The following is a 20,142-nucleotide window of genomic DNA, read 5'->3' on the forward strand; positions in this document are numbered from 1 at the left end:
CTTCCGAGAAGGTCGACTCCACCTTCGCCAAGGGCACCGATCATATCGACGAGCGCCTGACGACGATGAACAACATGCTCGGCATCGGGCTCGATTCGGTCTCCCGGACAATCGAAGGCAAGGCCACCGGGCTTGCCGCCAAACTGCGCGAGGCTGTCGCCAACGCGGCAATCGATCTCGACGCCGAAGCACTCAAGGCTGGCGAGACCCTGGAGAACGTCAGCACCGGCTTTGCCGGTAGGATGGACGATCAGGCCCGCGATTTTGCCCGCACGCTCGACGCTCATGTTGAGGAACGCACCGCCAATCTGGCCGCCCATGCCGAAAGCATTGCCGGTCGTATCTCCGCCGGAGCAACCGACCTGAGCAATGAAGCAAGCCGGATCAGTGATCTGGTCGAGCGCGTTGGCGAGACCGTCGGCAATCAGGCCAGTATCATCTCCGGCACGCTGGACGCGAGCGAAGCCCGGTTTGCCGCCCAGGCCGAGGCCCTCGCCTCGCGGCTGGAGATGGAAACCGGCGCCATCTCAAGCCGGCTTGGAGACACCGCCAACAGTCTGGTTTCGACCCTCGACGAGAAGACCAGTGCAATCTCCAACCGAATTGGCGAAACAACCAGCAATCTGGTCTCCACCCTCGACGAGAAGACCAGCGCAATCTCCAACCGGATTGGCGAAACAACCAGCAATCTGGTCTCCACCCTCGACGAGAAGACCGACGCGATCTCGAACCGCATCGGACAAACAGCCAACAATCTGGTCTCCACCCTCGACGAAAGGGCTGGCGCCATCGATTCGCGACTGCAGAAATCCGCAGAGGATCTCGTCAACCGGACCGGATCGCTTGGAGACGCGCTCAACCAGAAAGCCGTCAACATCATCCAGAAACTGGTCGAAGCCGAGCAGGCCATGGACATTCGCGCCACCTCGGTGCACTCGACACTTGACGAACGCACCCGCGAACTCAATTCCATGCTGGCGAGCCGCTCAGCCGAACTGTCGCGCGTCATCGACGAGCAGGCCCGGCCTCTGGTCGACCGCTATGCCGCAAGCGGCGAGGAATTCGCTCACCGCCTGACCGAGGTCACCCAGAACTCGACCGACCGTCTGCGCGCCGAGAACGCGGCCCTGATCAACGCAATTACCAACCGCACCAGCGAAACCCTGTCGGCGATCGAGAACGTCAACCAGAGCCTCAGCGGCAATGTCGGTTCGCTGCTTGAACGTCTCGGCGTCAGCAACACGGAAATTTCGAAGGTCATCGCCACCGTCGCCTCCACGCTCGGCTCGGCCAATGAGCAGCTTTCACAGACCACGAGCGAGCTGTCCTCCTCGACCGAGAAGGCCGCGGAACTGCTCTCCGGCTCCGCCCGGCTTCTCGACGGCAAGGTTGAACGGCTTACCGATATTTCCAGCCGCACACTCAACCAGGTTGGCGCCATCGCCGGCCGTTTCGACGAGCATTCCAAGGTGCTGGCATCGGCCTCCGACCTCCTGGGCGCCGCGCAGTCCAATCTGGCGTCGACGCTGGAGGAACGCCGCGAAGCGCTGCAGGCCCTGTCTGTCGGTCTGGTCAGCCGCTCCGAGCAGATCGAAACCACGATGCACTCGCTCGAGGATATCATCGAGAAGGCATTCGCCGGCGCCGACGAGCTCTCCAGACGCGCCGCAACCCGGCTTGAAGGCGGATTGCGCAACGCCGCGGAAAACGCCAGCAAGCTGTTGGGCGAGACCGAAGGCCGCGCCCATACCGCAGCCGGCCTCATGCGCGAAAGCCTGCGCGAAGCGGTCGAGGATGCCGACAAGTTGTTGAGCGGAACCGAAAACCGCGCGCAAGCAGCAGCCGGATCGATGCGCGAAAGTGTGCGCGAGGCGGTCGAGGATGCCGACAAGTTGCTGAGCGGAACCGAAACCCGGGCGCAAGCCGCAGCCGGTTCGATGCGCGAAAATGTGCGCCAGGCTATCGAGGATGCGATTTCGCGCTTCTCCGGCGCAACCGATGAAATTCGCCAGTCCGCATCCGAGATCAAACGCGAGCTTGACGAAACCAGAAGCGAACTCAAGCGCGGCGCCTTCGATCTTCCCGAAGAAACACGCGAAAGTGCTGCCGCCATGCGTCGCGCCGTCTCCGATCAGATCAAGGCCTTGCAGGAGTTGTCGCAGCTTGTCGGCCAGTCCGGCCAACAGGCCGAAGTCAGCCGGCCTGCACCACGCGCGGCCGCTCCGCAGCCCGCACCCCGGCGCGATCCGGCGCCGGCGCCTGCTCCCGCAGCTCCGACGCCGCGCGCCGAAGCTGCGGTCCAGCGCGCACCCCTGCGCGGCAGCCTCGAACCGGCAAGCGCAGCGCCCGCCAAGAGCGAAGGCTGGGTCAGCGACCTGCTGCGCGCCGCGTCGCGCGAAGAACAGGCGCCTGCCCGTGCACCGGCGACACCCCGGACGCCAGAGCGCAATCCGCGCCATGTCGTCGAATCGCTCAACTCGCTGTCCGTCGACATTGCCCGCGCCATCGATCATGACGCCTCTGTCGATCTGTGGCGTCGCTATCAGCGCGGCGAGCGCGATGTCTTCACCCGCAGGCTTTACACGCTGAAGGGCCAGCAGACATTCGAGGAAATCAAGTCGAAATACGGCCGCGAGCCCGAGTTCCGGGCGGCTGTCGACCGCTACATCGCCGATTTCGAAAAGCTGTTGTCGGACGTCGCGCGCAATGACCGCGACAACATGATGACCCAGACCTACCTGACCTCCGATACCGGAAAGGTCTACACCATGCTGGCCCATGCCAGCGGCCGCTTTGGCCGTGAGTAGCAATGTCTGAGGCAAAGACCACACCGCAGGACCCCGCCCCCGTGCGGGGTTTTGCAATTTCAGGGCTGGGTGAGATCGCCATCCGCTGCATCGACTTCGATGCCATGACGCGGTTTTACCGCGACACGCTCGGCCTTGCGGTGCTTGCCGATCGTGGTGGCATTGTTTTCTTCAGGCTGGGCAACGGCGTCGAGGGTCACACGGCGGTACTGGCGCTGTTCGACCCGAACCTCAATCCCGAGCGCGGCACACCGGGGCTCAGCGGTTCGACACTGCATCACGTCGCCCTCAGCCTCAGCCAGCACGAGCAGCAGGCGGCCTGCGCCTGGTTTGACACTTATGGCATCAGTTACCACGTCCAGAATTTCGACTGGATCGGCTGGCGCGGCGTGTTTCTCACCGATCCCGACGGCAATACGGTCGAACTGGTGTCCGCCGGCTGGCCGGTCACCCGGGACGCCTGAAACCCGCGCACCCGGATCTCCCCGAAGCGTCCGGACGGAAAAGCTGCATTCGGGATGCGTCAATTCGCCATCAGCCGGGCTATGGCGCGGGCGGCTGTTTTCACTACATACCGGTCAGGACATTTTCGCGGCCCGAGGCGCGAGACCACCCGAGGCGCGACGACACAGCGGAGAGTGACAATGGCATCGGCGACACTGGCATACGCGGCAATCATCGGTTTGCTCGGATGGCGCGCCTGGCGCAGCGGTGAAACCGAGAAGGTCATGTTCCTGGTCAACATTTTGCTATTGTGGTTGAGCGCCATCTGGATCTTCGGCTATCCCGCGCTGATCATCCCGGCGGTGCTGGCGGCAGGCGGGATTCTGCTTCTGCTTGTGGTGCTCACTGCATCTGATCTGACCATTGGCATGACAGCACGGCAACGACGCCCGGCGTCTTCATCCGATGACCAAGCCCCGCGATGAAACAGGTACCTGTTGCATTGAACAATGTAGCGTCGGTCTGATCCGCCCCAGGCCACATCAGATCCGCGACAGCGTCCATCCAACTAGATCGCGGACCACAACCTCGAACGCCCGGTCGAGAGACTGCACGTAAGCGGCGTTGCCCGAGCCCGTCACCGGCGAGGTCGAACGGAACACCTTGCTTGCCAGCACCACACCGTTGCGGTCGTTGAGCACCTTGGCCGAAATCTCCACCACCGCGCGTTCGCCCGCATCGGCATTGATCTCGAAGGCGCGGATCGCCGTGATGATCTTGTAATCGATCGCCAGTCCGTCGCCCGGCCGGCCAACGCCGCCGACCCGGCCCGAATTCTCGAATGCCTGGACCAGCTTGTCCTGGACGATTTTCGGCAACCGGTCCGACCATTGCGATTTCGCCAGATACTCGATCGCCGATGGCGTCGGGCGGATGACGATCTGCTCGCTGTCAAGCGCCTTGAGCGCAGCCGGTTCGGTGATCAGGATCTGCCGGTTGCGGGCTGTTTGCCCACTGACCTCCGGCGCCCCGGACAGCCCATAGGTATCGGGCGGCGAGGATGCACCGATACCGCCCGCGCACCCGCTTAGGGCTGACAACATTGCCAACGCAACAATCCAACGACCGGCTTTCACGCGTACGCCACTCCCGGATGCCCTTGTCCGGCACCTTTGCAATTCGTTAACTTCTTTCTTGCGACGCGGCTGCCCAAGAGTCAACGCCGCGTCCGCCCGTCATACTGCTTGACCGTATCGCCGCCGAAAATAAGCCGTTGCGGGTCCTGCTCGATGGTCGAGATCGAGCGCTCGATGCGCTGGATCGAGCGCCGCGCGTCATTGACCAGCGCTTCGACGTCGCGCAGGCCGGATCCCGAAAAGCGTTGCAGATTGTCGGCAATCGGCCCGACGCGCGCATTGAGCGAATCCGCGACATCGCGGAATGACTTGAGCGTGGCTTCCGCATCGGCGATCAGCGACGAGGCGTCGCCCTCGCCCAAGAAGGAGTCAATCTTGGCCAGCACCCCGTCGACCCGTGTCGATGCGGCGTTGAGCCGGCCGCTTATTTCCTTGACGTCGCTGATGATGAGATCGAAATCCTCCTTGCGCGCACCGAATGTCTCGGCCACGCCACGCGCATCCGCCAGCGCCTTGCGGGCATCCGAACTGGCCGCGGCGATATCATCCATCGCCTGGCCCACCCGTTCCGGATCGATGCCCGCGATCACCTTGTCGACCTTGTCAAGCGAGGTGGCGGCATTGGCCGACAATGTTTCAAGCGATGCGGCCGCATTGCGGAAACTTTCCAGCGTCTTGGTGATATCGCCCGAGGCGCTGGCAACTTCGCTGGTGACCGTGTCGACATTGGCCAGAATACGGTCGATCTTTTCCGGATCAATCGACTTGATCAGGTTTTCCGCCGAACCGAGTGCGGTGTCGATTCGACCCGACAGCGATTTGACCGTTTCCGACAGGCTCGCCACGCTTTTGAGAAAATCGTCGATGCCCTCGGCATTGTCGCGCAAGGCGCCGGTGAACGTCTCGGTGTTCTTCAGCGTCTCGGTCAGTGGCGAGCGGGCATCCTTGATGAAACCCTCGACCTCACCGATCACCCGGTTGGCGCGATTGAGGATTTCATCCGCAGTGGCCAGCAGGTTGGTCACGCCCGATGGGTCGGCCTCGATCTGGGCCGTGGTTTCGGCCCTTCGCGCAACCTGCAGGATGTTTTCGTTGGATGGTGTTCCGCCTTGCAACTCGATATAGGCCGAACCGGTCAGCCCCTGGATCTCGAGCGCGGCACGGGTATCGGTGTAAATCGGCGCATCGGCGCTGACATCGGTCTGGGCGATGACAAAATTCGGGCTTTGCCGGTCAATCGCCAGTTCGCGCACGGTTCCGATGGCAATGCCGTTGAAGCGAACCGGCGAGCCGATCGACAGCCCGTTGGCCGAGCCGGGTATCCGCACCACCAGACGCGCCGGTTCGCCCGCGCCGCCGTAGCGTGCCATCCAGTAGACAAATCCGAATGCCGAGAGCATCACCAGCAGGGTGAAAAAGCCGACAATGGCATAATTGGCCCGCGTTTCCATTAAATAGCTTCGCTTTTCTGGTTGGCGGCCTGTGTGCCCCCCTGGTCCGGGTTCACTCCCCGACCGGTTCTCCGGTCAGGTATCATCCGCGCCCTTTCGCCCTTGAAATAGGACTGCACCCACGGGTCGTCAAATGAAAGCATGTCATCGATGGTTCCCTCCACCAATACATGTTTTTCACCCAGAACCGCAATCCGGTCGCAGACCGAGAACAGGCTGTCGAGATCGTGGGTCACCATATAGACCGTCAACCCGAGCGTATCGCGCAACCGGGCGATCAGTTGATCGAACTCCGCCGCGCCGATCGGATCGAGCCCGGATGTCGGTTCATCGAGAAACACCAGGTCCGGATCAAGCGCCAGGGCGCGGGCCAGGGCTGCCCGCTTGATCATGCCGCCGGACAGTTCGGAGGGATATTTGTCGGCGGCATCGGGGGCAAGCCCCACCATTTCGATCTTGAGCTCGGCCAATTCATCCATCAGCGTTTGCGGAAGGTCGAGATATTCCCGCATGGGAACCTGGATGTTTTCGCGCACCGTCAGCGCCGAAAACAGCGCGCCTTGCTGGAACAGCACACCCAGGCGCATGTCGAGTTCGAATTTTCTGGCCTCGTCGACCTGGTCGTAATCCTCGCCGAGAATCCGTATGACGCCGTTCTGACGCGGGATCAGCCGCAGAATTGCCCGCATCAAGACAGATTTGCCGGTACCAGATCCGCCGACAAATCCCAGGATTTCGCCCCGGTACACATCGAGATCAAGATGATCGAGCACCTTGTTGTCGCCGAACGCCACACAGATATCGCGGACCGAAAGAATGACCTCGCGCTTGCCGTTGGGGTCTTCACCCGTGGCGTTCTCATCCGGCAAGTCTTGATCTGGCTGGTTCATCTGATTCCGGTTCAATAATCGATCGCGGCGTAAAACATGGCGAACAGGCCATCGACCAGGATCACGACGAAGATCGCCTTGACCACGGAAGCTGTCACCCGCCTGCCCAGTGATTCAGCGCTGCCGCCCACCTTCATGCCTTCCACCGAGGCAACGATCCCGATGATCAGCGCCATGAACGGCGCCTTGATCATCCCCGACGTGACAGTCGAGATGTCGATGGCTTCGCGCAGCCGGGCGATGAACACGTCAGGGGTGATCCCCGAATAGCTCCAGGCGACGGCTGCCGCGCCGGTGAGTGCGGCGAAATTCGCAACGATTGTCAACAGCGGCAGCGCCACGGTCAGGGCCACCAGACGCGGGAACACCAGAACCCCGATCGGATTCAACCCCATCACCTTGAGCGCGTCGACCTCTTCGCGCATTTTCATCGAGCCGATTTCAGCCGTGATCGCGCTGCCCGAACGTCCGGCGATCATGATCGCGGTCAGCAGCACACCGATCTCGCGCAATTGCAGAATCCCGACCAGATCCACGACAAAGACTTCCGCGCCGAAATAGCGCAGCTGGAACGCGCCTTGCTGGGCAATGATCGCGCCGATGAGAAAACTCATCAGCATGATGATCGGCACCGCGCGCACGCCCATCCGGTCGATATGGGTGACGATCGATGCCGGCGAGATCCCCGATGACCGGTTGAGCTTGAGCTGTGCGCCGCGCACCGCCGAGCCCAGAATGTACAACGACGCATGCAGGTCTTCATAAAGCTCGAACAGGTTTTTTCCGACCGGTGAGAACAGCCGGTCGAACAATGACCGGTTTTGCTTGGTTTCCGGCGGCTTCCGGTCAACCCGGTCCGGGATTGCCTTGATCAGGGCCGCCATCGGCGTGGAAGCACCGACCAGCTGCGTTTCCATGCCGCGCGCATTGGCCGCAGCCATGGTCTTGCGCACAAGCCAGGCCCCGGCGGTGTCGAAATGGCTGACCTCCGAAAGGTCGATTTCCAGTGTCTCTCCGGAAAGACTGCCCTGGGCTTCGAGCACTTTGCCGTAAACGCCCGAGATCGCCGCGTGACGCCAGTTGCCCGACAGAGCCAGTGTCTCCTTGCCGTCCGAGACACGATGCTCCAGCGTCGCCGGCCGGTGATCGGGATCATCGGTCTTGACATCTGCCCTTGTATCTTTTGACTGTTCGGTCAACATGCCTCACACATAGCCGGTCGTTCAGGGACTGTCACCGGACAGCCTCTGTATAAGCACCAGCTTTGCCAATCTTCTGAGCTTTTTTACGGACACGTTGCAATGCCACGACAACTTATCGCCAGGATCGACAGTTTTCCGCTCGCACGGGCCTTCACCATTTCGCGCGGGGCCAAGACCGCCGCCGATGTCGTGACCTGCACCATCACCCAGAACGGCGTCAGCGGTCATGGCGAATGTGTGCCCTACAAGCGCTATGGGGAAACCGTCGAGGGCGTTCTCAAAGACATCGAAGCCTTTGCCGGCGCGATTTCCGCCGGCACCAGCCGCGATGAACTGCAAAGCGCAATGCCGGCGGGTGCCGCGCGCAATGCCATCGATTGCGCTTTGTGGGACATCGAGGCCAAGCTCAGTGGCGTGCGGGCTGCGATGATGGCGTGCAAAATGCTGCCCAGGCCGGTGCCGACCGCGGTGACGATTTCACTCGGCGATGCAGCCGACATGGCTGACGAGGCCCGCGCCCACGCATCCCAGAAGCTGCTCAAGGTCAAGGTCGGCACATCCGACGACCGCGCCCGCATGCATGCCGTGGCCAGCGCCGCACCCCACGCGGAAATCATCCTCGACGCCAACGAGGGCTGGGACGAGAACAACATCCGCGAGCACCTGCTGCTTGCCGCCGAACTGCACATCAGCCTGATTGAGCAGCCATTGCCGGCCGGCAAGGACGACATCCTCGCCCACATTCCCCATCCGGTGCCGATCTGCGCCGACGAGAGCGTCCACACGCTGGCCGATCTCGCCAAGCTGTCGGACCGCTACGATGCGATCAACATCAAGCTTGACAAGACCGGCGGTCTCACCGAGGCCCTGCGGATGCGCGACCGTGCCCGCGAACTGGGATTTGGCGTGATGGTCGGCTGCATGGTCGGCACATCGCTGGCCATGGCGCCCGCGGTGCTGCTTGCCCAAGACGCCGACTGGGTTGATCTCGACGGCCCGTTGCTGCTCGCCCGCGACCGCTCGCCGGGACTGAAATATTCCGGATCGCTGGTCTCGCCACCGGCGCCCGAACTCTGGGGTTGACGCGGAAGCCTTGCCCCCCCCAGCCCCGATCATCAAACAGGTTTCTTTTGATCTGGATCGGATCTAGAACGGGGACGGGCCAACAAGACTGGTGTGTTGAGGGGGATGATCTGCATGAATAGCGGTGAATCGGCGTGAACGGCGCCGAACGCGGCGGAGATGTCGTCACCTTGTCTTTCTCTCTGTTCATGATTTCGATTCCCGCCGACGTGACCATGATCGCCATTCCCCGTGGCTTTCACCGGACCAGATTGCATTCACGAGAGAAGAGCAGCAGATGACCTCCAAAGACACCAAGCGCGCCAACGACCCCAAGCCGACAAGCGGCGATCTTGATGAGAACGCCCTGTTTTATCACCGCTATCCGCGGCCGGGAAAGCTTGAGATCCAGGCCACCAAGCCGCTCGGCAACCAGCGCGATCTGGCGCTTGCCTATTCTCCCGGTGTCGCCGCTCCCTGCCTTGCCATCCGTGACAATCCCGACGCCGCAGCCGCCTACACCGCGCGCTCCAACCTGGTCGGAGTGGTATCCAACGGCACCGCCGTGCTCGGCCTTGGCAACATCGGCCCGCTGGCATCCAAGCCGGTGATGGAAGGCAAGGCCGTGTTGTTCAAGAAATTCGCCGGCGTCGACGTGTTCGACATCGAGATCGACGCCCCTGACGTCGAGCGCATGGTCAGCGTGATTTCAGCGCTTGAGCCCACCTTTGGCGGCATCAATCTCGAGGACATCAAGGCGCCCGAATGTTTCGAGGTCGAGCGGCAGTTGCGCGCGGTGATGGATATCCCGGTATTCCATGACGACCAGCACGGCACCGCCATCATCGTCGCCGCGGGCATCCTCAACGGCCTTGAACTCGCCGGCAAGAAGATCGAGAACGCCAAGATCGTCACCTCCGGAGCCGGCGCTGCCGCACTCGCCTGCCTCAACCTGCTGGTGGCGCTCGGCGCCAGGCGTGAAAACATCTGGGTGCATGACATTGAAGGCCTCGTCTACGAGGGCCGCGAAGTGCTGATGGACGAATGGAAGTCGATCTATGCGCAGCCTTCCGACAACCGGGTGCTGGCGGATTCCATTGGCGGAGCCGATGTATTCCTGGGCCTGTCGGCGGCGGGCGTCCTCAAGCCCGAAATGCTGGCAACGATGGCCGAGCGGCCGATGATCATGGCGCTTGCCAACCCGTCCCCGGAAATCATGCCGGACCTGGCCCGCAAGGCCCGGCCTGACGCGATGGTCTGCACCGGCCGGTCGGATTTCCCCAATCAGGTCAACAACGTCCTGTGCTTCCCCTATATTTTCCGCGGGGCGCTGGATTGCGGTGCACGCACCATCAACGAGGAGATGAAGATGGCGTGCGTGCGCGCCATCGCTGCGCTCGCCCGGGAGGAGCCTTCCGACATTGCCGCCCGCGCCTATTCCGGCGAAACCCCGGTTTTGGGGCCTGAATACCTGACCCCCTCTCCCTTCGATCAGCGGTTGATCCTGCGGATTGCCCCGGCCGTGGCCGAGGCCGCCGCCAAATCCGGCGTTGCCCGGCGTCCCATCGCCGACATGGAAGCCTATGTCGATCAGCTCAACCGCTTCGTCTTCCGCTCCGGCCTGATCATGAAGCCGCTGTTCACGGCCGCCAAGAGCGCCGCGAAGAAACGCGTGATCTTTGCCGAAGGCGAGGACGAACGCGTCTTGCGCGCAGCCCAGGTGCTGCTCGAGGAAGGCATCGCCAAACCGATCCTGATTGGCCGTCCCGGCATTATCGAAGCGCGTCTTGAGCGGTTTGGCCTCAGGATCAGACCGGGCGTCGACTTCGAGGTCACCAATCCCGAAGACGATCCACGGTTCCGCGATTATGTCGACGAGTATTTCTCGCTTGTCGGGCGCAAGGGCGTCATCCCGGAAGCGGCGCGAACCATCATCCGCACCAATTCCACAGTGATCGGCGCCTTGTCGCTCAGGCGCGGCGAGGCTGACGCGATGATCTGCGGGCTTGAGGGCCGCTACGCCCGTCACCTGCGCGATGTCTCGCAAATCATCGGCAAACGTGAGGGGGTGATCGACTATTCGGCGCTGAGCCTGCTGATTTCGCAACGCAACGCCACCTTCTTCACCGACACCTATGTGTCTTTCGATCCGACCGCCGAGGAAATCGCCGAGACCACCATTATGGCGGCTCAGGAAATCCAACGTTTCGGCATCAATCCGAAAGCCGCGCTGGTGTCGCATTCCAATTTCGGATCACGGGATTCGGCGAGCGCCACGAAAATGCGTCGCGCGATCGAGATCATTCGCTCCGGCGCGCCGGACCTGGAAGTCGATGGCGAGATGCACGGCGATTCAGCCATGTCGGAACTGCTGCGGCAGCGGGTCATGCCCGGCAGCACACTCACCGGCGAGGCCAATCTTCTGGTCTTTCCCAATCTCGACGCCGCCAATATCGCACTCGGCCTGGTCAAGACCATGACCGACGCGTTGCATGTCGGACCGATCCTGCTGGGGGCTGCGCTTCCCGCGCATATTCTCTCCCCCTCGGTGACCTCGCGCGGCGTGGTCAACATGGCGACGCTGGCAGTGGTCGAGGCCTCGTCGCCGGACTGATTGTTTCTGTCTTGTTCTGTGAAACGGGCCGCGCGCGGGACCGGGTTAAGCTAGACAAACAGTTGTGATTGGCGGAAATACTGGCATTTGCTAATATGCAACATGATATGGTGTCCAAGCATTAACTCTTGGTGCCGTATCGTGCGTGTATGCTTGTAGTGGAGTCGTTCATGCGCCGCGTCCGGGTTCGCAGTTTTGCGCTGATGGTTGTGCTCGCCCTTGTCGGCACGGGTACGGCAGAGGCTTCCGCGGTTTGCACCCAGCTCAAGGCCCAGCTCGCAAGCGCCTCCAGAAATTCCGGCTCCTCAGCCAATTACCAGCGCTTCGCCACGGCGGTGCAAAAACAGGCCGGTCAGATCAGTCAGGTCCAGGCCGACCTGAAGCGCTTCGGCTGCACCTCGGGCAGCATTATCGTGCTCGGAGGCCAGAACGCCAAGGCCTGCTCCAAGCTCACATCGGCGCACAAGAAAATGCGCGTCAACCTGGCCGCCCTCGAGCGCAAGCGCGATTCCTTTGCGCGACGGATCGACAAGGTTGCCACACGGCGCATTCAGGCCGCGCTCAAAGCCAATGACTGCGACGGCAAGCGCGCAGCGGTGGTGGAAGCCGCTCTCAAGGGCAGCAAGGACGCAGTCAGAGCGAAGAAGGCCAAGAGTCCCGGCCTCGTCGCCATTCTCGGCGACAGCGGCGGGAGAATCCGCGTTCCCGCCAACATCAACCTGTCGAAATCAAATATCATGGTCGAACCGCAGGCCGCACGGGGCGGCGGCTACCGCACCTTGTGCGTGCGCACATGTGACGGGTTTTTCTTCCCGGTCTCGTCGAGAGCCAATCCGTCGGATTTCGCCCGCGACGAACGTACCTGCCAGATGATGTGCCCGGGAACCGCGACCGCGCTGTATTTCCATTCGGCGCAGGGTCAGGAGAGTGAAGACATGGTCTCCGCCCGGACCCGGGCGCCATATACCGAGATGCCGAACGCCTTCGCCTACCGCAATGTCAATGCGCCGATGAGCAAGGCCTGCGGTTGCAACATGGGGGCGTTTTACAAGGAAATGCAGCGCCGGGAAGCCATCCTGAACGGTGAGGAGAGCGACAACGAGGCGCCGGTGACGACCTGGGTGCGCCCGATCAACAGGCCCGACCCCGGCGAAGATCCCGAAACAATCCTCGATACCGAAATGCGACTGACACCAGGTGATGTCGCGGCGGTGATTTCCGCCTCGAAAACCGAACGTCCGCTGACCGAGGGCCGGCGGCAGGTTCGCGTGGTCGGCCCGACCTTTCTTCCCGACGCCTCCGAGCATCTGGATCTCAGGGCCGGCGACCAGAGCCTGATCCGGTAGCATTGCCACCCGGATTGAACCGGATTTGCCCGGATTGACCCGATCGTCACGACAAGCGCAAACACCGCGCCCTCCAACCTCGTGAAGCGCAACCTGCCCCGCGCCGATCAGATTGCGGCGCTATCCGGGGCTGCTTGCATTGATCGCGGCTGACGCGCCAGCGCCCGCCGGCTGACAAGAATCATGACCACGATCATCACCACGCAATAGACCCCCATCGCCGCGATCTGGCCCGGATAGGACACGCCCGCATCGATCAGCGCGCCGGTAAGGCCGGGGCCCATCGCGGTGGCGAACACCATGAAGGCGACGATCAGCGACCGGATGCCGCCGAGATGTCTGGTGCCATAGAGTTCCGGCCAGAGCGATCCGAACAGGGTCGAGGAGAACCCGTAGGACACGCCCATAAACGCCATGAAGGCATAGGCGCCCCAAGGCGCATCGGTTGAGGCCAGCACGAAGCACGACAATGACAGCGGCACCAGGAATGTCGGCAGCATCCGAATGGCGGAAAACCGGTCGACCAGTTGCCCGGCGATCAGCGCGAAGATGATGGTCATCGATGACATGATGGCGAACGAGGCGGCGAACACGCTTGGCTGCCAGCCGCGCAGTTCCGACAGGTAGACCTGATGGAAGAACACGGTGGTGCCGATGAACGCCGGCGCCAGCACCCCTGACAACGCAGCCCAGAACAACGGATCGCGGACCACTTCGCCCCGGGTCCATTCACGCGCGACCGGAACAGTCGGATCCTGGACCACCGATTGCGGCGTGCGTTCGAGCTTGAGCAGCGAGTAGATCGCCGGCAGCGCCACCAGCATCAGCACACCTGCGGCCAGCAGCCAGGAACCGCGCCAGCCGAGGAGCGCTGCAATACCGACGAAACTGATCGGAAACAGCGCCTCGCCGAAATTGACGCCGATGGTGCTCAACGATATTGCGCGGCCGCGCTGGGCGGCGAACCAGCGCCCCATCGCGGTCATGGCGATGTGGGTGAACATGCCCTGCCCGAACAGCCTGAGCAGATAGATCGCCACGACCAGCAGCACCAGCGATCTCGACCAGGCCATCAGAACGCAGGCGAGTGCCAGAACCGGTGCGGCCACCAGCACCGTCGAGGAGACGCTGATCTTGTCGACGATCTTGCCGATCTGCGGCAAGGTCGCCGCACTGGCAAGCGTGGCGATCATGTAGAGCGTCCCGAAGCCGCCATTGGAGAGCCCGTATTCGGCGCGGATTTCGCCGGCTGACAACGAAATGAAATAGGTCTGCCCGAACGACGAGAAGAACGTCAGCAGAAATCCGCCGGCGACCCAGCGGGCATTGTCGCGCAGAAAATGTATGACGGGCATCAGCGGTCCCGGAAGCGATTGGTGATCGGGTAGCGCCGGTCGCGGCCGAAATTCTTGCGGGTGATCTTGACGCCGGGCGCCGACTGGCGGCGCTTGTATTCGGCAATATACAGAAGATGCTCGATGCGGTGCACAATGGCCACGTCATGGCCGCGCGCGACGATGTCGGCGACGCCCATTTCCTGCTCGACCAGACATTCGAGAATATCGTCGAGCACCGGATAGGGCGGCAGCGAATCCTGATCGGTCTGGTCGGGCCTGAGTTCGGCGGACGGCGCCTTGTCGATGATGTTGACCGGGATCACTTCGCCCGAAGGGCCGAGCGCGCCGGGCGGCACATGGGCGTTGCGCCAGCGCGCCAGCGCATAGACCTGCATCTTGTAGAGGTCCTTGATCGGGTTGAAGCCGCCATTCATGTCGCCATACAGCGTGGCGTAGCCGACGCTCATCTCGCTCTTGTTGCCGGTGGTCACCACCATCGAGCCGAACTTGTTGGAGATCGCCATCAGGATGACGCCGCGCGCCCGGCTCTGCAGGTTTTCCTCGGTGATGCCCTCGTCGGTGCCCTCGAACATGTCGCCCAGCGCGGTGAGAAAGCCCTGCACCGGTTCTTCGATCGCCACTGTATCGTAACGGCAGCCCAGCGCCCGGGCGCAGGCTTCGGCGTCGACGAGCGAACTTTCCGAGGTGTAGCGGTAGGGCAGCATGACCGCGCGAAGCCGCTCCTCGCCCAGCGCATCGACGGCCAGTGCGGCGCAGATCGCCGAATCGATGCCGCCCGACATGCCCAGCACCACATTGCGGAAGCCGTTCTTGTTGACGTAGTCGCGCAGGCCCAGCATACAGGCGCGGTAATCGGCCTCCTCGCGCTCGGGAATGGCCGAGACCGGGCCGTCGGTGCAGACCCAGCCGCCATCGTCCTGGCGCTTGAAGGTGACGATCGACACCGTCTCCTCGAACTGGCTCATCTGGAAGGCCAGGCTCTTGTCGGCGTTCATGGCGAAGCTGGCGCCATCAAACACCAGCTCGTCCTGGCCGCCGACCTGGTTGGCGTAGATCAGCGGCAGGCCGCTTTCGATCACCTGTTTGAGCACCACCTGATGCCGGACATCGACCTTGCCGCGGTAGTAGGGCGAGCCGTTGGGCACCAGCAGGATTTCCGCGCCGCTTTCGCTCAAGGTCTCGCAGACCCCGAGATCGCCCCAGATGTCCTCGCACACCGGGATGCCGAGCCGCACGCCGCGCACCGCCACCGGACCCGGCATCTCGCCGACATCGAACACCCGCTTTTCGTCGAACTCACCATAATTGGGCAGATCGACCTTGTCGCGGCTGGCGATCAGCCTGCCTTCGTCGAGCACTGCGACCGGATTGAAGCGCTTGCCGCCCTGCGAGCGCGGGTAACCCATGATGATCGCCGGACCGCCATCGGCGGTGTCGCCCGCAAGCTCCTCGACCGCCTTGCGGCAGGCGTCGAGAAAGGCCGGCTTGAGCACCAGATCCTCGGGCGGATAACCGGCGATGAACAGTTCGGTGAACAGAACCACATCGGCGCCATGGCGGGCCGCATCAGCGCGCGCGTCGCGCGCCTTGGCAAGGTTGCCGGAGATATCGCCGACGGTGGGGTTCATCTGCGCAATGGCAATGCGCAGGACACTGGTCTGGGGTGCTTGGCTCTGGGTCATGGGTCTGGTGTTACCCCAAGTCACGACGCTTGAAAATCATCGATTTTCAATTGGCAGATCAAACCTGGTGACGGCAGGCCCCGAACCGGTCCAGGCCTACTCGGCCTGGTCTTCCTCTTCGCGGGCCAGGCCAACCACCGCGCCGGCGGTCTTGCCGGTGAGCTTGACCGCGCCGACAGCGCCGCCAACGACAAGAGACCCCGCCCCGACCACGGTATTGGTGACGATCAGCGCGCCGCATCCCGACAGCGTCAGGGTCAGCGTCAAGGACAAGGCGAGACCGGCCAACAGGCGCGGCAGGGGGCGGATGCAAGTGCTCATATCCACTTGATAATCAGTCAGCTCTAAAGACCGGGTTAACCTTGCTGACGATGCCGCTGCCGCACCCGGACCGCTTGAGCCACCCGACTATCCGGCGGCGGCCTCCGCCATGGCGTGGTCAAAGCGCCACATGGTCATGGCCAGCACGCCGAATTCGGCGCTGTCATGGACGAGGCTCGCCCTGCCCGCCTCGCCTGCGGCCCCCATCGCCACATAGAGCGGCAGCAGGTGCTCGTCGGTCGGGTGATTTTCCACGGCATGGGGCGCGGAGCGGCGGTAGTCGAGCAGCGCCGCCACGTCATTGTCGCGAAGTCTGGCATTCATCCAGCCGGTGAAGGCGCCCACCCACTCGGGCACATCGATGTCGCGCTGCCCGGTTCTCAGCGCCTTGAAGGCTTCGCCCAGATTGTGGGTGAAGGAACCCGAGCCGATGACCAGCACACCCTCGCCGCCAAGCCCGGACAGAACCTGACCGAGCCGGTAGTGATGCTCGGGCCCCTGCCGCGGATCGACCGAGACCGACACCACCGGAATCTCGGCATCGGGATAGATCAGCGTCAGCGGCACCCAGACGCCGTGATCGAAGCCGCGCTTGTCCATCGCGCGCGAATTGAACCCGGCCTTGAGCAGATCCCGCACGATCTTGCGCGCCAGTTCGGGTTCGCCCGGCGCCGGATACTGGATGGCGTAGAGTTCGGGCGCGAAGCCGCCGAAATCGTGAATGGTTTCGGGATGCGGGTCGGCGGACACCGCGACGCCGCCGGTGACTTCGAAATGGGCGCTGACAACCACGATGGCGCGCGGCCGCGGCAAGTCCGCCGCCAGCGTCCTGAGCCAGGCGGCAGCGCTGGTGCCGGCAATGGCGGTGTCGGGCGAACCGTGGGAAATGAACAGGGCGGGCATGGCGGTGGACTGGGTCATGACAATTCTCCTTGCCAACAATATAGGCCGCACCAATCGTTCACGGAAGATCGCGAACACTCCACAAAGCGTTCACCATTGCCGAACGAAGCTACGCGGCCAAACACCGGACACACAGAAGCGCGCCCGCATGGAGAGCTCCAATCGAGCTGTGTCGGCATTCAGGTCCGGAGGGCCGCACGCGGGCTTTGCCTTACGGAAATTTCAAAAAAACGCTGGCGCAACCACGCGCGCGGCCCGAATTTTGCCGGATGATGTCCGCATCCGACAGGCGGCTCCTTGCTCGCTGCTTCAGCCCGGACAAGGCCAGGCAGCAAAGCGTGAAACGCGGTCCGGCACGAACCTCATCGTCAACCCGACAATCAGGTCCGCCACAGGCCCGTCTCGCCGTCCATCCGCTTGTCCCGCCAGATGACGGAACCCGGATGCGAGGACGATCCGGTGGCTGGCTTGGCCGCTCCCCGAAGGGAAAACCGGCTGCCAGCGGAACTTGCAATCGTTTCCGCCTCCCCAAAACCCGTGCGGCACGTTACGGCACGGCCCGAGGGGCGTTCCTCCCGCCTGGTCCGAAGCGTTCGCGGCTCCATCCGGCAGCGGGAGTGCGAAGATGATGGCACGGGTTCGGAGGATGTGGATGAAATGGGGGGGAATTTGGTGATATTCGTCATCCTCGGCCCCCGAGCCGAGGATCCATTCCGTGAAGCTTCAGAAGCGCTAACCGTTTGGAGAGATTACGGAATGGATCCTAGGGTCGGTGCCCTAGGATGACGATGGAGAGAATGTGCCGAGGTGGGCGGCGCTCCCCATTTAATCCTCCGCCACCAAAATCCCCGCCGAGCCTTTTTCATACTGCGGCAAGCCATCAGCAATTTCGTAGAAATCACCCTTGTCAGCGCAGAAGATGTGCTTGGTCATGGTGAGCCCCGATGGCTGGTCGAAGGCGCCCGCCAGCACCGAGATGTGCTGGTCATCCTGATGCTTCCAGAACAGCGCCGAGCCGCAGGTGCTGCAGAACCCGCGTTTGGCGAAATCCGAGGCCTGGTACCAGGTGATGCTGGCCTCGCCCTCGATCTCGATGTTCTCGTCGGCCACATTGGTGGCGGCGAAATACAGACCGGACTGGCGCCGGCACTGCGAGCAATGGCAGGCGACCACTTCGCGCAACGGGCCGGTGGTTCGAAAACTGACCGCGCCGCAATTGCAATGTCCGGTGCGGGTTTGATCGTCTGACATGAGGGTCCTCCGAGGGGCTGCGATTGAATTCGCCGGCGATCAAAGCACGGGCGGGCGCTGCCATGCTACTGACATTTGCGACATGCGAAGGCTTGGCTTCATATCCGTCTTTGAGGGGCCGGACGACCATCAGAATATCATCTATTCGATCGGCGTCGTCATCCCAGCCGAGGATCCACCCCGTTCTCCATCCGCGCGCCAACTCGTTGGAAGCATCACGGAATGGATCCTCGGGTCGGGCCCGAGGATGACGAAACGCGGGATCTGAGGATGACGCAGAGTCCGGTATGACGGCGGTGAGGATTGCGCGAGCACCCCAAAAGCAAAAACGCCGAGGTCTCCCCCGGCGTTTTCGCAATCATATGAGTCAGCGTAATCTTACCCGTTCACAACTGCCTTCTGCTCGTCGCGGCCGCCCTTCATGCGTTCGGCGACGAGGAAGGCGAGTTCGAGCGCCTGGTCGGCGTTGAGACGCGGGTCGCAATGGGTGTGATAGCGGTCCTGCAGGTCTTCGCCGGTGAGCGCGCGGGCGCCGCCGGTGCATTCGGTGACGTTCTTGCCGGTCATCTCGATGTGGATGCCGCCGGGGTGCGTCCCCTCGGCGCGGTGGATCTGGAAGAACGAATCCACTTCCGACAGGATCCGCTCGAACGGCCGGGTCTTGTAGTTGTTCATGGTGATGGTGTTGCCGTGCATCGGATCGCATGACCACACCACCTTGCGGCCCTCGCGCTCGACCGCGCGGATGAGCTTGGGCAGGTGATCGGCGACCTTGTCGTGGCCGAAGCGGGCGATCAGCGTCAGCCGGCCGGCCTCGTTGGCCGGGTTGAGGATGTCGATCAGCGCCAGCAGTTCGTCGGGATCGAGCGACGGGCCGCATTTGAGCCCGATCGGGTTCTTGATGCCGCGGGCATATTCGACATGGGCGTGGTCGGTCTGGCGCGTGCGGTCGCCAATCCAGATCATGTGGCCGGAGGTGGCGTAGAAATCGCCCGAGGTGGAATCATTGCGGGTCATGGCCTCTTCATAGCCCAGGAGCAGCGCTTCGTGACTGGTGAAGAAATCGGTCTCGCGCAGACTGGACTGGTTGTCGGCGGTAATGCCGATCGCCTTCATGAAATCCATGGTCTCGGAAATCCGGTCAGCCAGCGCCCGGTAGCGCTCGGCCTGAGGGCTATCCTTGACGAAGCCGAGCATCCACTGGTGCACATTGTCGAGATTGGCGTAGCCGCCCTGCGCGAACGCGCGCAACAGGTTGAGCGTTGCCGCCGACTGCCGGTAGGCCATGATCTGGCGTTCCGGATTGGGAATCCGGTCGGCTTCGTTGAAATCGATGCCGTTGATGATGTCGCCACGGTAGCTCGGAAGCTCGATGCCGTCCTTCTTCTCTATGTTGGACGAGCGCGGCTTGGCGAACTGGCCGGCGATGCGGCCGACCTTGATCACCGGCTGCTGCGCGCCAAAGGTCAGCACCACCGCCATCTGCAGGAAGACGCGGAAGAAATCGCGGATGTTGTCGGCTTCGTGCTCGGCGAAGCCCTCGGCGCAATCGCCACCCTGAAGCAGAAAGCCCCTGCCTTCGGAGACTTCGGCAAGCGCCGAGGTCAACCGGCGGGCCTCACCCGCAAACACCAGCGGCGGAAACTTGGCAAGCCGCGCTTCGGTCACTTTCAGC

At 62.8% G+C, this 20,142-nt stretch carries 15 protein-coding genes and 1 pseudogene; 6 read left to right on the forward strand and 10 right to left on the reverse strand.

The genetic code is table 11. From position 1 onward, the window contains the following. From ABJN75_RS09045 to ABJN75_RS09055, 3 genes and pseudogenes are all read left to right on the forward strand, one after another. Window positions 1-2,807 (forward strand): annotated as a pseudogene (locus ABJN75_RS09045) (hypothetical protein); the annotation flags it as partial. Window positions 2,808-2,809: 2 nt separating this feature from the next. Further along, a complete protein-coding gene (locus tag ABJN75_RS09050) occupies window positions 2,810-3,271 on the forward strand; it encodes a VOC family protein (RefSeq protein ID WP_348438901.1) in 462 nt (153 codons plus the stop codon). Between the two features lie 180 nt (window positions 3,272-3,451). Continuing rightward, a complete protein-coding gene (locus ABJN75_RS09055) occupies window positions 3,452-3,736 on the forward strand; it encodes a hypothetical protein (protein ID WP_348438903.1) in 285 nt (94 codons plus the stop codon). Between the two features lie 57 nt (window positions 3,737-3,793). Here ABJN75_RS09055 and ABJN75_RS09060 read toward each other — a convergent pair whose 3' ends face one another. The 4 genes from ABJN75_RS09060 to ABJN75_RS09075 all read right to left on the reverse strand — a co-directional run bounded on the left by ABJN75_RS09060 (window position 3,794) and on the right by ABJN75_RS09075 (window position 7,930). Further along, entirely contained in the window at window positions 3,794-4,354 is a 561-nt protein-coding gene (locus ABJN75_RS09060) for an ABC-type transport auxiliary lipoprotein family protein (RefSeq protein ID WP_348438928.1), read from the reverse strand. 113 nt (window positions 4,355-4,467) lie between these two features. Then, window positions 4,468-5,838: an MlaD family protein gene (locus ABJN75_RS09065; protein WP_348438905.1), complete on the reverse strand. Its 1,371-nt coding sequence runs from the start codon at window positions 5,836-5,838 to the stop codon at window positions 4,468-4,470. Then, window positions 5,838-6,728: an ABC transporter ATP-binding protein gene (locus ABJN75_RS09070; RefSeq protein ID WP_348438907.1), complete on the reverse strand. Its 891-nt coding sequence runs from the start codon at window positions 6,726-6,728 to the stop codon at window positions 5,838-5,840. The genes ABJN75_RS09065 and ABJN75_RS09070 overlap by 1 nt, the downstream gene beginning before the upstream one ends. An 11-nt stretch (window positions 6,729-6,739) precedes the next feature. Beyond that, window positions 6,740-7,930, reverse strand: coding sequence for an MlaE family lipid ABC transporter permease subunit (locus ABJN75_RS09075; RefSeq protein ID WP_348438909.1), 1,191 nt, complete (start codon window positions 7,928-7,930; stop codon window positions 6,740-6,742). A gap of 99 nt (window positions 7,931-8,029) precedes the next feature. On the opposite strand from ABJN75_RS09075, the gene dgcA reads away from it, so the two are divergent. The 3 genes from dgcA (at window position 8,030) to ABJN75_RS09090 (ending at window position 12,952) form a co-directional block, all read left to right on the forward strand. Beyond that, window positions 8,030-9,013, forward strand: coding sequence for an N-acetyl-D-Glu racemase DgcA (dgcA, locus tag ABJN75_RS09080; RefSeq protein ID WP_348438911.1), 984 nt, complete (start codon window positions 8,030-8,032; stop codon window positions 9,011-9,013). Between the two features lie 277 nt (window positions 9,014-9,290). Continuing rightward, window positions 9,291-11,606 (forward strand): NADP-dependent malic enzyme, encoded by a 2,316-nt coding sequence (locus tag ABJN75_RS09085; RefSeq protein WP_348438913.1) that lies wholly within the window; start codon window positions 9,291-9,293, stop codon window positions 11,604-11,606. A 170-nt stretch (window positions 11,607-11,776) separates the two neighbouring features. Next, complete coding sequence (locus tag ABJN75_RS09090; RefSeq protein ID WP_348438915.1) at window positions 11,777-12,952, forward strand: DUF2865 domain-containing protein; 1,176 nt, start codon at window positions 11,777-11,779, stop codon at window positions 12,950-12,952. Between the two features lie 107 nt (window positions 12,953-13,059). On the opposite strand, the gene ABJN75_RS09095 is transcribed toward ABJN75_RS09090, so the two are convergent. From ABJN75_RS09095 to ABJN75_RS09120, 6 genes are all read right to left on the reverse strand, one after another. Then, window positions 13,060-14,307, reverse strand: a complete 1,248-nt coding sequence (locus ABJN75_RS09095) for an MFS transporter (protein WP_348438917.1) — start codon at window positions 14,305-14,307, stop codon at window positions 13,060-13,062. Beyond that, window positions 14,307-15,992 (reverse strand): NAD+ synthase, encoded by a 1,686-nt coding sequence (locus ABJN75_RS09100; protein ID WP_348438919.1) that lies wholly within the window; start codon window positions 15,990-15,992, stop codon window positions 14,307-14,309. Before ABJN75_RS09100 ends, ABJN75_RS09095 begins: the two co-directional genes overlap by 1 nt. A gap of 96 nt (window positions 15,993-16,088) precedes the next feature. Beyond that, window positions 16,089-16,313, reverse strand: a complete 225-nt coding sequence (locus ABJN75_RS09105) for a hypothetical protein (RefSeq protein ID WP_348438920.1) — start codon at window positions 16,311-16,313, stop codon at window positions 16,089-16,091. A gap of 87 nt (window positions 16,314-16,400) precedes the next feature. Next, window positions 16,401-17,234, reverse strand: a complete 834-nt coding sequence (locus ABJN75_RS09110) for a class III extradiol ring-cleavage dioxygenase (protein ID WP_348438922.1) — start codon at window positions 17,232-17,234, stop codon at window positions 16,401-16,403. An 807-nt stretch (window positions 17,235-18,041) separates the two neighbouring features. Beyond that, window positions 18,042-18,467, reverse strand: a complete 426-nt coding sequence (locus tag ABJN75_RS09115) for a GFA family protein (protein ID WP_348438924.1) — start codon at window positions 18,465-18,467, stop codon at window positions 18,042-18,044. Between the two features lie 378 nt (window positions 18,468-18,845). Continuing rightward, window positions 18,846-20,142, reverse strand: a 1,297-nt coding sequence (locus ABJN75_RS09120) for a 3-deoxy-7-phosphoheptulonate synthase class II (protein ID WP_348438926.1), incomplete at its 5' end; no start/stop codon positions are given.

It is taken from the genome of Hoeflea sp. (assembly GCF_039975035.1).
GTDB lineage: Bacteria > Pseudomonadota > Alphaproteobacteria > Rhizobiales > Rhizobiaceae > Hoeflea.